Below are 16,323 nucleotides of genomic sequence, written 5' to 3'. Positions count from 1 at the left end.
TAGCATTACATAAATTCAGCAACAAGCTCATCAAACATTTTCTGATCCATATTCAAATCAGCTTGCACTAAAGGCTTTTCGCTATAGTCTTTTACAAGCTCTTGGTAAGAAGGCTGCTTTGTATTTTGATAAATTAAACCAGTTACTAACCCGTTCTTTTCCATTAATGTTTGCATAGCCATCATGCGGTTAGATGGATCATATCCTTCTACTGTACTTAGTTTCGTTAAATTCTCTTTAAACCAATCATAAGTATTTACTTTATTGTAAGTAACACATGGACTAAATACGTTAATTAATGAAAATCCTTTATGATTAATACCAGCTTCAATAATTTGTGTTAATTCTTTTAAATCACTTGAAAAACTTTGCGCCACAAATGTCGCACCAGCTGTTAAAGCCATTTCCATAACATTTAGTGATGGTTCAATTGAACCTTGTGGTGTACTTTTCGTTTTAAATCCAGCTTCACTACGTGGTGAAGTTTGACCTTTTGTCAATCCGTAAATTTGGTTATCCATTACGATATACGTAATGTCAATGTTACGACGAATAGAATGGATTGTATGTCCCATACCAATCGCAAAACCATCACCGTCACCACCTGATGCGATAACTGTTAAATCACGATTTGCCATCTTCACACCTTGTGCGATTGGAAGAGCACGTCCATGAATACTATGCAAACCATATGAATTAATATAACCTGAAATACGACCTGAACAGCCGATACCAGAAATAACAGCTAGTTCATCTGGATTTAAACCAACGTTAGCTGCCGCACGTTGAATCGCAGCTTGTACTGAGAAGTCTCCGCAACCTGGGCACCAGTTCGGTTTTACACTGTTACGAAAGTCCTTAAATGTTGCCATTTAATACAACCCCTTTTTTGCATTCGTTGTAAATCTCTTTCGGTAAGAATGGGTTTCCGTCATATTTTAAAAGACTAGAAATTTTCTCACCATTACCAAGATTCATTTTCATAATGTTAGCAAGCTGACCAGTTGCATTGTTTTCTACTACCACTACACGCTTCGCTTTTTTCACAAGTGGATCGATTTCAGCTGTTGGGAAAGGATGAATTAAACGTACATGAGCATGGTTTACTTTCATTCCTTCTTGTTCCAAACGCTGCATTGCCTCTTCGATCGCACCACGTGTTGAGTTAAAACCAACTAGCAATACGTCTGCGTCATCATGCTTAACATTTTTATAAACAGGGGTATTAAACTTTAAGTTCTCCATTTTACGGAAACGTTTGTCCATTTGATTTTTACGGTTTATTGCTGATTCAGATGGTTTACCCGTTTCATCATGTTCTACACCTGTAACATGGTGAATACCATTTTTCATACCAGGTAAAACACGTGGTGAAACGCCGTCTTCTGTTACTTCATAACGTTTGAAGTATGCTTTATTTTCACGTTCTGGTAATTCTACTTCTAAGTCAAGCTTACCACGACGAATTTCCACTTTATCTAACGTAAGTGGTTCTACAGTTTGTTTCCCTAAAGAAAGCTGTAAATCTGTTAAGAAAATAACAGGCACTTGATATTCTTCTGCTAAGTTAAACGCTTCTACAATATCATAGAAAGCTTCTTCAACTGTACTTGGCGCCATTACGATTTTTGGAATTTCACCATGCGTTCCGTAAATCATAGCCATTAAGTCAGACTGCTCTTGTTTTGTTGGTAAGCCCGTACTTGGACCACCACGTTGTGTATCAATGATAACTAGTGGTGTTTCAGTAATACCTGCTAAACCTATTGCTTCCATCATTAAAGAAAGACCAGGACCAGCAGATGCAGTTAATGTACGAACACCAGCGTAGTTTGCACCGATTGCCATTGTACAAGCTGCGATTTCATCCTCAGTTTGGATTACTGTCCCGCCGACTTTCGGTAACTTTTTAATTAAGTATTCCATAATTTCAGATGCAGGTGTGATTGGATATGCAGACATAAAGCGAGCACCACCAGCTACTGCACCGAATGCGATTGCGTCGTTTCCAATCATAAACATGCGTTTCTTACCGTCAGCTTTTTCAAGCTGCATCATGTTTACTTTTTCACCAAGCAATTCTTTCATATATTGAGAGCCGCGTTTAATGGCTTCCATATTCTTTTGAACGACTTGCTCTCCTTTACGACCAAAGATTTCTTCAACAACCTCTAAATACGCTGTTTCGTCTAATCCTAATACCGCACTAGATGCCCCAACAGCAACCATGTTTTTCATTAGTGATGTGCCTAACTCTGAAGCAATATCTGTAAACGGTATCACATATAGATTTACATCTGTATTATCAGGTATTGTTGGATTAAATTTCGCATCCGCAACTACAATTCCGCCCGGACGTAGTTCGTGGAAGTTAAAATCAATTGTTTCTTGATCAAAAGCAATTAAAATATCTAAATCATCTGAGATCGCGCGTACTTCTGTTGTACTTACACGAATTTTATTATTTGTATGGCCGCCTTTAATACGTGATGAGAAGTGGCGGTAACCGTATAGGTAATATCCTAATCGGTTTAATGCAATACAGAAGATTTCCCCTGTACTTTCAATTCCTTCACCTTGTTGGCCTCCAACTTTCCATGAAAGTTGACTAATCATCTCCTACACCCCTTTTGGCTGCATTCATTGTAGTGTATTTTTTTACAGTATTAGTTTAGCATTTTTTATACAAATAAACTACAATGGACGCAAATTATGCCTCTTCTGATTTCCCTGAATCTTTAGTATAAAGCTATTTCGTTTACCATTCTAGTATTAGGTCTTAAAAAAACCAATAAATTCAAGTGGGTTTATTTTAATTTTTCTGAATTTTTAAAACAAAACCTTTAGAACGTTACACAGTCAACAAAATTTTTATACAAAAATCGATCTACAGTTGATTCACTATACTTTTTACACAGGTGATTAATTATATTTTCATAATCCCTATATGCTTCTACACCTACAACGGTTTCTAAAATCCCATCAAAATCAGAACCGAATCCTATATTTTTTTCTCCACCTAATGAACAAATATGTTCCACATGTCTTAATATATCTGCTATATTCGCTTGTCTTTCATTCGTTAAAAACTGCGGTACGAATGTAATACCAATAATGCTATTTTTCTTTATGAGAGCTCTTATTTGTTCATCGGTTAAATTGCGTGGATGCCCACAAAGTTGATAACAGTTTGAGTGCGATGCAATTGGGTTTTTAGCTATTTCTATACCATCCCAAAAGCTTCTTTCATTTAAATGAGACACATCGGTCCATAAATCTAACATATTAAGTTCTTGTACAACTTGTCTACCAAATGTAGTTAAACCTGCACCACGTGTCTCTAGCGCCCCATCAGCTAATAAATTAGCATAGTTCCATGTTAATCCAAAGGAACGTACACCTAAGCGATAAAACAAACGTAATCTCATCGCTTCTTTTCCAATCGCTTCGCATCCTTCTAATGTTAATAACGCTCCAATCTCGTCCTGTTTTAGCATGTTAATATCGTTTTTTGTCTGAATAAACTTCATTCCTGGTAGCGATAGAATTTCACTATGAAAAATATCTATCATTTGCAGTGCAACTTCAAAGCGCTTTTCATACGCTACTGTTTCTGGTACATATATCGCGAAGCATTGTATACTTCCTTTTCTTTTCTTTAATTGTTCAAATGTAATATGTAATTGTGAATCGTTTTGAAAGTCTTTTTTTCCCTTTGCACTCCATAACTGAAAGAGTACATCGCAATGAGCATCAAAAATTTTCATATTCATTCCTCCACTATAAAAACAACCTGTTTGCATACATGCAAACAGGTTGTTTTAACTTAACGAGGTTCTACAATTAATTTTATCGCTGTACGCTCTTCGCCATCAATCATAATATCTGTAAACGCTGGGATACAAATCAGATCCAAACCACTAGGCGCTACAAATCCTCTTGCAATTGCTACTGCCTTTACCGCTTGGTTCAATGCACCTGCACCAATAGCTTGAATTTCTGCTGTTCCGCGTTCGCGAATAACACCTGCAAGTGCACCAGCTACAGAATTAGGGACCGACGTTGCTTTAACTTTTAATATTTCCATTCCGCGTTTCCTCCTCGTTTTTATAAAAAGTAATAGCAATTATTTCACTTTAACTTATATTCACGAGGAATGGCACGTATTCCTGCTAAATTTCTGTAATTTTTCTAAAAAATTAAAATATAATGACTTCTCTAACTTTTCGTTAAAAATTACTCAAAAAACGGCTGATCATCATTAATTAAAATGCGTTCAATTTTCTTCGCTTTCCCTGTATTTGGATCCACATCGATTAAAACTGCACTTAATTGCGTTCTGCCATTCGTTACTTCAAAACGTACTGGTAAGTTCGTTAAAAACTTCTTCAATACCGCTTCGCGATCCATACCTAAAATACCATCATACGGTCCTGTCATACCAACATCTGTAATATAAGCTGTTCCGCTTGGTAAAATACGATTATCAGCTGTAGGAACGTGTGTATGTGTACCTACTACAGCTGTAGCACGACCATCTACGTACCAACCTAACGCCTGCTTCTCACTTGTTGTTTCAGCATGAAAATCAACAAAGATAATATTCGTACGTTTTTTTGCAATATTGATTAATTCATCCACTTTACGGAATGGACAATCAATTGGAGGAAGGAAAGTACGTCCTTGTAAGTTAATTACCGCAACTTCTGTTCCGTTACAGTTCACAAAGATAAGACCTTTTCCTGGCGTTCCTTCTGGGAAGTTAGCTGGTCTTGCAAGATATTTAGCATCATCAATAAATTCAAATACTTCACGATTATCCCAAGCATGGTTTCCAAGCGTAACTGCCTGTGCCCCGCACTCCAAAAAGTTTCGATATATTTTTTCCGTAATTCCACGTCCACCCGCAGCATTTTCTCCATTAATGATTGTTACTGTAGGTGTATATTTTTTCTTTAATGCCGGTACGTACTGTTGAATCATGTCTCTACCAGGAGATCCTACTACATCCCCAACAAATAATATTCTCATATGTCTTACCCTTTCTATGTACTACATTTTTTATTACCTTACTCTAACAAGCAATTTCCTTATAATATTAAAATTTTACCTATTATAAGTTTCTTTCACTTGCATACTTCTCATAAATAATTTTCTTTATTTTACCCAATTCCAACACAAAAAAATAAAGTGGTGTTTCACCACTTTATTTTGCGTATTCCACTGCACGTGTTTCACGAATAACAGTAACTTTAATATGTCCTGGATAATCCAGTTCATTTTCAATACGTTTTCGAATATCACGAGCTAAACGATGAGCTTCTAAATCATCAATTGTATCCGGTTTTACCAGAATACGAACTTCACGTCCTGCTTGAATTGCGAAAGATTTTTCTACGCCTTCATAAGACTCTGAAATTTCTTCTAACTTTTCAAGACGACGAATGTAGTTCTCAAGTGTTTCACTACGAGCTCCCGGTCTTGCAGCTGATAATGCATCTGCTGCTGCAACTAGAACTGCAATGATAGAAGTTGGTTCTGTGTCACCATGGTGAGATGCGATACTGTTTATTACAACAGGGTGCTCTTTATATTTCGTTGCGAGTTCAACACCAATTTCAACGTGGCTACCTTCTACTTCATGATCAATTGCTTTTCCGATATCATGTAATAGACCAGCACGTCTTGCTAGTTTTTCATCCTCACCAAGCTCCGCTGCCATAAGTCCAGTTAAATATGCAACTTCCATAGAGTGTTTTAAGACGTTTTGTCCATAACTTGTACGGTATTTTAAACGACCTAAAATCTTAATTAAATCTGGATGTAAGCCATGAACACCCACTTCAAACGTTGTTTGCTCTCCGACTTCACGAATATACTCGTCCACTTCACGTCTTGATTTTTCGACCATCTCTTCAATACGCGCTGGGTGAATACGTCCGTCCTGTACTAGTTTATCAAGAGCGATACGAGCTGTTTCACGACGAATCGGATCGAATCCAGATAGAATTACCGCTTCTGGTGTATCATCGATAATAAGGTCAATACCTGTTAACGTTTCTAGCGTACGAATATTACGACCTTCACGTCCGATAATACGTCCCTTCATTTCGTCGTTTGGAAGATTTACAACCGAAACGGTTGTTTCAGCAACATGATCAGCTGCACATCTTTGCATTGCAAGAGATAAAATCTCTTTTGCTTTCTTATCCGCTTCTTCTTTCGCACGAACTTCACTTTCTTTTACCATAACGGCAATTTCATGAGAAACTTCACTTTCTACTTTACCAAGAATAATTGCTTTCGCTTGTTCGCGTGTCAGATTGGAAATGCGCTCTAATTCTGTTTGTTGCTTTTGAACTAACTCTCCCACTTTGCTTTCCAACTCTTCAATCTGTTGTTGTTTCGCTACAAGAGAATCCTCTTTCTTTTCCAACTGTTGCTCGCGCTTATCGAGCGTTTCGTCTTTACGATCAAGGTTCTCTTCTCTTTGCATTAAACGATTTTCTTGTTTTTGTAATTCGCTTCTACGGTCACGAATTTCTAATTCAGCTTCTGTACGAAGTGTATGAATTTCATCCTTTGCTTCTAAAAGCGCTTCTTTCTTAAGTGCTTCTGCCTCACGATTCGCTTCGTCTAGAATACGTTTCGCTTCATTAGTTGCACCATTAATCTTCGCTTCAGCAATAGACTTTCGAACAAAAAAGCCAACAACTGCACCGACTGTTGTTGCAAGCAAAATGGAGATGAGTATCCAAACTGTACTACTCATGATTTCACCTCCCCTTGCTATGAATGAAAAAAGACTGTCGGCATGTACATTGAATAGCAACGTACAGCAAAGACCGTCGTCCCGCTTTTTTAAGGGACTTTCTTCATTTCACAATTAAAATGTCATATTATTATTTCGGCAAGATTTAAGTCTTACTCCGAATATTACTTCTCTTCTTGAGAAGAGTGTATCGTATATAAGAAAAAATATACATTCTCATTGTATCTATCGCAATTTTCATTGTCAAGCGTTGTCTACTTTTACTTTCTTTACCTTCAGCCCTGAATCTTATCTGAATTCGAAAAGTAGGTAGCATATTATCCTGGAAAACCTTAGTAAATTCCATTGTCTTCACGTAAAACATATAAATATTCCTCTTTACACATAGCCTTTTGGATAGAATAAATATTTTATCTCCAGCTATATACAACGCTTTCATAAGACATTAAAAAATAAAAGACACGGGAGCGTGTCTTTTATTTTTTAATCTTGAATAGTTGAACCTTCCGTGTCTTCAACACCAGAGTCTTCACCAATTCCGTGATGTTCACGAACAAAGAAGGCAATTTCTTCTCTTAAATCCGTATTCTCTTTTAAGAATTGCTTCGAATTTTCACGACCTTGTCCTAAGCGTTCTTCATTATAAGAGTACCAAGCACCGCTCTTTTGAACGATATCAAGTTCAGAAGCCATATCTAAGATTTCACCTTCTCTTGAAATACCTTCTCCGTACATAATATCAACTTCAGCAACACGGAATGGTGGTGCTACTTTATTTTTAACTACTTTTACTTTTGTTTTATTACCAACGATGTCATTACCTTGCTTTAATTGCTCAGCACGACGTACTTCAAGACGGACAGTTGAATAGAATTTCAACGCACGACCACCTGGAGTTGTTTCTGGCACTATCTATAGATTTTCCATCTCTATAGTCCGGACTATCTCTTCATCTCTTCACAGAGAGCCTTGCACTTCCAGCAGTAGCCTATCATCTGCCGTACCCTACTCAGTTAACTAAAAGTCCTTTTCGGTAGTCTCTACACCTTCCCCATATAACTATGGAGCTTGGCACGGTATTACCCTAACAAAATGGTGGGCTTCACCGTTAGCAACTATATGAATAGTTACACCCTTAGGCAATAAGGTTCACAAGGTTTTTTAACATGCTATCACTAGCAAGGGAAACCCAGAGTAAACTCCTTAATCTTTTCGATTAAGCAACTTGTAGTTGATTTCCGAACATAACCCCAACTTTTTCACGAATTTGGTTGATAAAGATTGCGATTGTTTTTGATTTATTAATTGCACCTGAAAGTTTACGAAGTGCTTGTGACATTAAACGTGCTTGTAAACCAACGTGAGAGTCACCCATGTCCCCTTCGATCTCAGCTTTCGGTACAAGAGCTGCTACAGAGTCAATTACGATAATATCAACCGCGCCACTTCGTACAAGTGCTTCTGCGATTTCTAGTCCTTGCTCCCCTGTATCAGGCTGCGATAATAGTAATTCATCGATGTTAACACCTAATTTTTGTGCATAAACAGGATCCATCGCATGCTCCGCATCGATAAATGCTGCTTGTCCACCTTGTCGTTGCACTTCCGCGATTGCGTGTAATGAAACTGTTGTTTTACCTGAACTTTCAGGTCCGTAAATTTCAATAATACGGCCACGTGGGTATCCGCCTACCCCTAGTGCCACATCCAGTGCTAAAGAACCGCTTGAAATTGTAGAAATTCTACGCTCCGCTTGTTCTCCTAATTTCATAATTGAACCTTTACCGAATTGCTTCTCTATTTGTTTTAACGCCATATCTAATGCCGCTTGACGATCACTCATTCAAAATTCCTCCTTAACTGAATTGCTAATCTTATTATACCTATTTTCAATTCAATTTGCCAACAAAAATCGAACATTTATTCGATTTTTTATTTTATATCGAATAAAACTAGATTTCCCCACAAAAAAACTAGAAGAAATTTATATCTCTTCTAGTTTTTTGTATAAATGATAAAATCCATATTTTGTAGAGCGTTCTCTAATTTGTTGACGACTTCCACTTAAATTAAGAGAGAAGACTTCAGTCGGTTCATCCTTAATCGCCAATCCAACAAATACTGTTCCTGGTTCTTTATACTCTGAAGCGTCAGGTCCTGCCACCCCAGTAAAACTAATTCCGATATCTGCTTTTAATAATCCCTTAACATTTTCAGCAAGATAACGAGCACATTCTTTACTAACCGCACCACCCGTATGTAACACTTCTTCAGGCACATGTAAAACATGCTGCTTCACATCATTATGATAACAAATGACACCGCCTTTAAACACAGACGAAACACCCGCATTTTCTGTTACTTGATTTCCAAAGAGACCGCCTGTTAAACTTTCTGCACATGCTAAAGTTAACCCTTTTTGCTTCAATAACTCTATTGCCTTGTAATGAAGAAAATCTTGGTCATATCCGTAGAAAAATTCTCCTACTCTTTCTAAAATCAAATTTTCCACATGTTGAATTAGTTTCTCCGCCTCATTCGCATCATGATGTTTTGCAGTTAAACGTAATGTCACTTCTCCATCATTTGCGAGTGGTGCAATGGTCGGGTTCGTTTGTCCATCAATTAAATCTTGAACTTTTACCTCTAATTGAGATTCCCCAATACCGAAAAAGCGAAGAACGCGAGAATAAATATTTTCCCCTGTTGTAAAGTTACGTAAAAAAGGCTCTACGTAACTCACGTACATCGGCTTCATTTCTTTTGGTGGCCCTGGTAATAAAATATAAACTTTGCCGTTTTTATTTAACCCCATGCCAGGCGCCATACCGTGATCATTCGCAAATACAGTCGATCCACTTAGAACGAGCGCCTGCTTTTTATTATTTTCCGTAAATTCACGGCCTGTACGCTTAAAATAATCGCTTATGGATGTTAATGCTGTTTCATCATACACAAGCTCTTCACCTAAGCTAGACGCTATTGTTTCTTTCGTCAAATCGTCTTTTGTCGGCCCTAATCCGCCTGTAAAAATAAGCATATCAGCGCGCTCTTCAGCCACTTCAATTGCCTTTTGTAATCGCTTGTTATTATCACCCACAACAGTATGATAGTACACATTTATTCCAATTGAAGCTAACTTTTCAGATAAAAACTGGGCATTTGTATTTGCAATTTGTCCAAGTAACAATTCAGTTCCAACCGCAATAATCTCAGCATTCATCCCAATTCCCCCATAAAACTTCTATTTTGAGTTTACAAAAGCAGCCCTATTTTTCCAGAAATAATCCCATCCTGAAATAACAGTAAAGATTAATGCAATCCATATGAAAATATCAGCAACTGGAATATGGATTAAATTTAAAGGTACATCGTGTAATAAATACGCTGCAATCGCAATAATTTGTGTCCATGTCTTAATTTTCCCTAACTGATTTGCTGCCACTACTTCCCCTGTCCCAGCAAGTACAAGGCGTAAACCTGTTACTGCAAACTCACGGCTTATAATTACAATAACGATCCAAGCAGGTACATATTGCATTTCTACCAATGTGATAAGTGCTGCCGAAACAAGTAATTTATCTGCTAACGGGTCAAGAAATTTCCCTAAATTCGTTACAAGATTATACTTTCTTGCATAATGTCCATCAATCCAATCTGTAGCCGAAGCAATAATAAAGATAAGTGCCCCTACTAAATGTTGAATTGGTAACTCTACATCACCAATTATAAATGAGCCCCACTCAAAGGGTGCTAACATAATTACCATAAAAATTGGAATTAAGAAGATTCTAGATATTGTAATTTTATTTGGTAAATTCACAGCTATTCCTCCATCATATCAAAAACATTTGTTCATTGAAAAAAGTCATCGAAGCGATGACTGTTATTGTGCAGGTTGCCCTATCCCTTGGTTTTTTATCACCAATCTTTGGTGAAGTTCTTTTTCTGGATCCAATGGGAAAGCAACCACTTGACCATTCAGTTTAACTTCAACATTCATTGCATTTCCAATATTAAGTCGCACTTCTTTTACTGTTGATAAATCACGTTTTTCTATTTGGCCACCTTGTACTGTAGTGTTTAGAATTTCGTTCCCAGCATCATCTTTAACATCTACATAACTCGCACCTTTGCCCGATATTTCCAGTTCTAATGTTTTATTATTATGAATTTCCAAAGTAGATACCTTACCAGTTGTTCCAACTACCTTTATCTCTTGCTGTCCAGTTGGTTGTGCTGGTTGTTCCTCTTTCTTTGGTTCTTCTTTCTTTGGCTCTTCTTTTTTTGGTTCTTCCGCTTTCTCTTCATCTTTCTTCGTATCTAGCGGAGAATTTTTCGCTTTTTGAACTTCAATTTTCTCACTTTGAGCATTTGGAACTTGCCTATCATCTTTTCCAGTTAACGATTGAATAACAAACCAGACTACCACTCCAATTGCAATCACTAATAACGCAATCAAAATTTTCGGCATATGATCTGCAATTGGCCATGATGAAGATTTTTGCATTGTTTCTTGTGTTTTCTGTCCAGTTGATACTTGTGGAACATCGTGTTTTTCAGATTGTGGTATCGTACTCTGATATTCTACAAGCAGTTCCTCTCCATTTAATCCAACCGCATCTGCGTATTGTTTAATGAATGCACGCGCATAAAAAGCTCCTGGCAATACATCATAATTGCCTTCTTCAATCGCTACTAAATGGCGTTTTTGAATTTTTGTAATTTCATGCAGCTGATCAATAGACAAGCCTTTCGCTTCTCTTGCTTCTGTCAGCTTTTGTCCTAATTCCGTCACTACTAACACCTCAATATTTCTTTAAAAGTCAAACATAGAGAAATTATTTTGCGTACCTTGCTCAATTTCATCTACTAAATTATATTGAATTTCTTCATCATAATCGTTACGCAATTCGATAATATAATCAAAATCATCCAATGTGTATTCCGACTGAGTCACAAATACATCTGGATGTTCTACAACTTTCGTTGCAGGCAATCTCATGATTTCACGAACAAGCTGCCAATGTCTTTCATTTGCACGCTTTGTTGATACAATTCCATCTAGTATGAAAATATTATCGTCGCTATACTCATCTTCAATCAATTGGCTACGGACAGTTTGCTTAATAAGAGTCGATGATACGAATAGCCATCTCTTATTTGCACAAACACTTGCGGCAACAATGGATTCTGTTTTTCCGACACGAGGCATTCCTCGTATCCCAATTAGCTTATGACCTTCTTTTTTCATTATCTCCGCCATAAAGTCTACAAGTAAGCCTAATTCATCACGTACAAATCGAAATGTCTTCTTATCATCTGCATCTCGTTGTATGTACCTACCATGTCTAACTGCTAGCTTATCTCTAAGCTTTGGCGGACGATATTTCGTTACCGTTATATTATCCATCGTATTTAGAATTGATTCAAGTCTAGAGATTTGCTCTTGATTATCACACATAAGCAGAAGTCCACGTCGTGCATTATCTACACCATTAATTGTGACAATATTGATGCCAAGCATACCGATTAACGAAGAAACGTCACCAAGTAAGCCAGGTCGGTTTTTATGTATTTCATATTCAAAATACCATTCAATCATCCAAGATCACTCCCCCACGCTTACTTTACACCTACGTACTATATTATATGATTTCATCTTAATAGGGAAGCTAAATGTATAATCTATCCCGTGTAATTATTATACAAAAAAAATAGAGAGGAGAATCTCCTCTCTATTTTTACTTATGTTGTACAAACTTCACCATTAAATTTGCGATTGTATGTTGCTCTTGTTCATCAGCAACTTTCCAAAGCTCAGACAATAATTTTTCTTGATCGTTGCGCGCTTCTACTTCATTTGCTAAATAATCACCAACACGAAATGCCATATCTGATACTGCACCACCATCAAGGCCTTTTCCTCCCGCTTGTTCTAAACGTTCTCCTAAAAAGCTCTTCCACTGATCAAAATTATCTAACACTGACATGTTTAAGCACCTCACTATTGAGTAATAGAATCATGCTTAATTTGCACAATTTCTTGTTTTTTATGTAAGTATTTTTAACAATGCCAACCGCCATTGACTCCAATAACCTGCCCCGTAATATAAGAAGCTCCTGGCGAAACAAGGAAAGAGACTGTTTTTGCTACCTCTTCCGGTAGCCCTAGTCTACCTAATGGAATATCTTCAGCAATTTCATTTTTATCATCTGCTGAAAATACATTTAACATTTCTGTTTCGATTGCACCTGGCGCTACCGCATTAACACGTAATCCACTTAAAGAAACTTCTTTCGCTAAAGCTTTCACATATGAATTTTGCGCACCTTTTACCATTGAGTACAGCACCTCACAAGATGCTCCTATTTGCCCCCAAATGGATGAAATAACAATAACATTTCCACTTCTCCGCCCAATCATCGATGGAAGCGCCATCGAAAGAAGTCTATATACACTCTTCACTTGAAGCTCGACCATATAATCTAATTCTTCATTCGAAACATCTGTTACTAATCCAAAAATACTCTTTCCAGCTGCGTATATAATAACATCAATTGGATGTTCGATTTGCGCCCACAATTCCTCTGCTCCATCTCTAGAAGCTAAATTTGCTTGCACAGGAATCACTACATCAAATTCCTTCTGTAACTCCCTTACCTTCTCTTCGCTTTTATTGTAATGAATATAGACTGTATAACCATCCTCGATTAACTGCTTCGAAATAGCAGAGCCAATCCCTCCGCTCCCTCCAGTTACTAATGCATACTTTTTCATAAGTTCCCTCTCTTATCTTTTATGTATAAATAAATAATACCCTCATCTTACCATTTGGCAATAACCAAACGTTAGATGAGGGATATAGATACTGCGTTTTTTATTCAAATATCAATTTACTTTTTTGGCAGCACTTGGCAGACGCTCATTTTCTCTTCAATTAATAATGTTTTTGCTGCTTGTTGTAGGTCTTGAACAGTTAATCCTTCTAACACTGTAAGAGCATCAAATAAACTAGATTCATTAAACGCATATCGTGTAAACTGATTTGCAATATATTCAGGTGAATTCAATGATCGTAAAAATCCACCTATTTTCTTTTTCTTCACCCGTTCCAACGCAGCCTCATCTAACTGATCATAATTCGTTTGTAGTAAAATACCTTTTAATCGATCTGCCAATTCATCAGGTTGCTTCGTATCTCCACCAACCATTACAAAACCGAAGTTATTTTCTTCTGTATAGTCATACGAGAACGAATCATCAATAAGACCTTCATTATATAAAGATTCATAATGAACTGACCCTTTTCCAAATAAATAATCTAAAAGTAATGTAAGCGCAATTTCTTGTTTTAAAAGAGCTTGCCCTTTTTCTTGTAAATTCGTTGCTTTAATACCAACTAAACATTTTGGAGTTTGAACAGGCATTAAAATAATCTTTTTCTTTTCATTTACTTCTTCTGGTTCCTCTTCAAAAGAACGAACGATTTCCGGTTGATTTTCGTAATCTTTTTTCGCTTGATTTTCACGAACTAAATCCATTGTTTTTTCAGGATCAATCGCTCCAACAACAAACAATAACATATTGCTTGGATGGTAAAAAGTCTCATAACACTCATACAATAGGTCTTTTGTAATTTTACTAATAGACTCGATTGTCCCTGCAATATCAATTTTAATTGGATGTTTCACAAACAAGCTATCGATTAATCCAAAATATAAACGCCAATCTGGATTATCTTGGTACATTTGAATTTCTTGGCCAATAATACCTTTTTCTTTTTCAACCGTTTTTTCTGAGAAATACGGTTCTTGAACAAAATTTAACAACGTATTTAAATTTTGTTCTACATTTGATGTACAAGAAAAGAGATAAGCAGTTCTCGTAAAGGACGTAAAAGCATTCGCTGAAGCACCTTGTTTACTAAACAATTGAAAGGCGTCATGGTCCTCCTTTTCGAACAATTTATGCTCAAGAAAATGAGCAATCCCATCTGGCACACGGGTCATTTCTTCTTTTCCAAGTGGGACAAACGTATTATCAACAGAACCGTACTTCGTCGTAAATGTCGCAAATGTTTTATTGAATCCTTGTTTCGGTAAAATGTATACGTCTAATCCATTCGGAAGTTTTTCATAATATAGTGTCTCTTTTAATTGCTCATACACAATTTTCTCCATTTACTCTCCCTCCGTTCCATGTAAAAAGTAAATTGTATCTAATTCAATATTATTAGCAACTTTCACAATTTCTTCTTTCGTCACGCCTTCTATACCTGTTAGCCACTCTTCAACTGGACGCGTACGCTCTGAAATAACGCCATGATAAAGCATTTCAACAAAACCACGTGGTGTATCAACAGCCTCTAAGATTTGATTTTGAATTACACTTTTCGTTTGTTGAATCTCTTCCTCTGAAAAATCACCGTTTTGCATTGCTTTCATCTGTTCTTTAATAATTTCAACCGCTTTTTCAAAGTTCTTCGCTTCAATTCCAGACATAACGAAGAGCAAACCTTTATGACTTTCAAATCTTGATGCTGCATAGTACGCTAAACTATTTTTTTCACGGACGTTTACGAATAACTTTGAATGAGAAAATCCTCCAAATAATCCGTTAAACAATTGTAGGGCAAAATAATCTTCATCTTTATACGTAATGAATGTGCGATAGCCGATATTTAATTTACTTTGCTTTAGTTCTTGTTTTTCAACAATTTCTTTCTCTTCATTATTTCGTTTATGAAGAAGTACATTTCTTTCTTTCCTAGCGCGAGGTGAAATCGAAAAATACTTATTTACAAGCTCCACAGCATCTTCTGAAATGTCACCAATGATATATAAATCCATTTCATCTTCAGCTAACACTTTTTGATAATATTGATACAAACTTTCATTTGTAATAGAAGCAACACTTTCTTTTTTCCCATTTGCACTTAAACGATATGGTTCTACTTTGCACATTTCTTCAATTAAACGCTCGTTTGCATAACGCATTTTATCATCATAAGTAGCTTCAATTCGTTGCAAGAGTGCTCGTTTCTCACTTTCTACAATAGCAGGTAGAAAACCTTCGCCTTCTGTTGCTGGATGCAAAACAATATTAGATAACATAGAAAGTGCCTTTTCAAATAACGGTGGTGCATCGCGTAAATATGTTTCATTTGCGATGTCTACATAAATAGAGATGATATGGTCTTCTCCTTTTTTACTTACATCTACCGCTAAAGAAGATCCATATAATTCTTCTAAATATTGGCGAAGACGAATTACAGAAGGCAGTTTTTCTGTCGCACTTTGTAATACGTATGGCAATAAGGCACGCTCTGTCACCGTCTCCTCATTTAAAGGTGCTTTAAAACGAAATACAAAGGTATTTGTTTTATATTTATCAGTCGGAATAATATGTACTCGCAAGCCACCTAATTCATGTAGTCGCTGTTCCATTAGTTTCATTAATAGCCCTCCTTTACGTATGTAGGAATATTCCTCTTCAATATACAGTTTTTAGAAATAAAAAATCAACTTTTCTTCCTTATTATGCTTAC

The 16,323-nt window shown here is 36.6% G+C and carries 14 protein-coding genes and 2 pseudogenes; all 16 read right to left on the bottom strand.

Features of this window, described 5'->3' with window-relative positions:
* Window positions 1-5: 5 nt before the first annotated feature.
* The 16 genes and pseudogenes from JDS80_RS03800 to yfmF all read right to left on the bottom strand — a co-directional run bounded on the left by JDS80_RS03800 (window position 6) and on the right by yfmF (window position 16,231).
* Entirely contained in the window at window positions 6-872 is an 867-nt protein-coding gene (locus JDS80_RS03800) for a 2-oxoacid:ferredoxin oxidoreductase subunit beta (protein WP_002088040.1), read from the bottom strand.
* The gene (locus JDS80_RS03795; RefSeq protein ID WP_071746752.1) at window positions 859-2,616 is read right to left on the bottom strand and encodes a 2-oxoacid:acceptor oxidoreductase subunit alpha; all 1,758 of its coding nucleotides are present in this window, start codon (window positions 2,614-2,616) and stop codon (window positions 859-861) included. The genes JDS80_RS03800 and JDS80_RS03795 overlap by 14 nt, the downstream gene beginning before the upstream one ends.
* 227 nt (window positions 2,617-2,843) lie before the next feature.
* Complete coding sequence (locus tag JDS80_RS03790) at window positions 2,844-3,767, bottom strand: dipeptidase (RefSeq protein WP_071746753.1); 924 nt, start codon at window positions 3,765-3,767, stop codon at window positions 2,844-2,846.
* 59 nt (window positions 3,768-3,826) lie between these two features.
* On the bottom strand, window positions 3,827-4,087 hold the full coding sequence (gene spoVS / locus JDS80_RS03785) for a stage V sporulation protein SpoVS (RefSeq protein WP_000404341.1): 261 nt from the start codon (window positions 4,085-4,087) through the stop codon (window positions 3,827-3,829).
* Between the two features lie 149 nt (window positions 4,088-4,236).
* Complete coding sequence (locus tag JDS80_RS03780; protein ID WP_001221088.1) at window positions 4,237-5,031, bottom strand: TIGR00282 family metallophosphoesterase; 795 nt, start codon at window positions 5,029-5,031, stop codon at window positions 4,237-4,239.
* Window positions 5,032-5,206: 175 nt separating this feature from the next.
* The gene (rny, locus tag JDS80_RS03775) at window positions 5,207-6,772 is read right to left on the bottom strand and encodes a ribonuclease Y (protein WP_071746754.1); all 1,566 of its coding nucleotides are present in this window, start codon (window positions 6,770-6,772) and stop codon (window positions 5,207-5,209) included.
* A 483-nt stretch (window positions 6,773-7,255) separates the two neighbouring features.
* Window positions 7,256-7,678, bottom strand: a pseudogene (locus JDS80_RS03770) (recombinase RecA family protein); the annotation flags it as partial.
* Window positions 7,679-8,006: 328 nt separating this feature from the next.
* Window positions 8,007-8,615: pseudogene (gene recA / locus JDS80_RS03765) on the bottom strand (recombinase RecA); the annotation flags it as partial.
* Between the two features lie 141 nt (window positions 8,616-8,756).
* Entirely contained in the window at window positions 8,757-9,995 is a 1,239-nt protein-coding gene (locus JDS80_RS03760; RefSeq protein ID WP_199637108.1) for a competence/damage-inducible protein A, read from the bottom strand.
* A 21-nt stretch (window positions 9,996-10,016) separates the two neighbouring features.
* Window positions 10,017-10,595, bottom strand: a complete 579-nt coding sequence (pgsA, locus tag JDS80_RS03755; RefSeq protein ID WP_071746757.1) for a CDP-diacylglycerol--glycerol-3-phosphate 3-phosphatidyltransferase — start codon at window positions 10,593-10,595, stop codon at window positions 10,017-10,019.
* A 63-nt stretch (window positions 10,596-10,658) separates the two neighbouring features.
* The gene (locus JDS80_RS03750) at window positions 10,659-11,570 is read right to left on the bottom strand and encodes a helix-turn-helix domain-containing protein (RefSeq protein WP_071746758.1); all 912 of its coding nucleotides are present in this window, start codon (window positions 11,568-11,570) and stop codon (window positions 10,659-10,661) included.
* Window positions 11,571-11,591: 21 nt separating this feature from the next.
* Window positions 11,592-12,377, bottom strand: a complete 786-nt coding sequence (locus JDS80_RS03745) for a DUF3388 domain-containing protein (RefSeq protein ID WP_071746759.1) — start codon at window positions 12,375-12,377, stop codon at window positions 11,592-11,594.
* 139 nt (window positions 12,378-12,516) lie between these two features.
* Complete coding sequence (locus JDS80_RS03740) at window positions 12,517-12,765, bottom strand: DUF3243 domain-containing protein (RefSeq protein WP_000114449.1); 249 nt, start codon at window positions 12,763-12,765, stop codon at window positions 12,517-12,519.
* A gap of 74 nt (window positions 12,766-12,839) precedes the next feature.
* Entirely contained in the window at window positions 12,840-13,553 is a 714-nt protein-coding gene (gene ymfI, locus JDS80_RS03735) for an elongation factor P 5-aminopentanone reductase (protein ID WP_199637106.1), read from the bottom strand.
* Between the two features lie 116 nt (window positions 13,554-13,669).
* Window positions 13,670-14,956, bottom strand: coding sequence for an EF-P 5-aminopentanol modification-associated protein YfmH (gene yfmH / locus JDS80_RS03730; RefSeq protein WP_199637104.1), 1,287 nt, complete (start codon window positions 14,954-14,956; stop codon window positions 13,670-13,672).
* On the bottom strand, window positions 14,957-16,231 hold the full coding sequence (gene yfmF / locus JDS80_RS03725; protein ID WP_071746762.1) for an EF-P 5-aminopentanol modification-associated protein YfmF: 1,275 nt from the start codon (window positions 16,229-16,231) through the stop codon (window positions 14,957-14,959). It lies immediately after the preceding gene.
* Window positions 16,232-16,323 lie beyond the last annotated feature (92 nt).

This window comes from Bacillus cereus group sp. N8, assembly GCF_016483685.1.
GTDB lineage: Bacteria > Bacillota > Bacilli > Bacillales > Bacillaceae_G > Bacillus_A > Bacillus_A proteolyticus.
The sequence above is the reverse complement of the archived record's forward strand: the minus strand, read 5'-3'. Positions and strand labels throughout refer to the sequence as shown.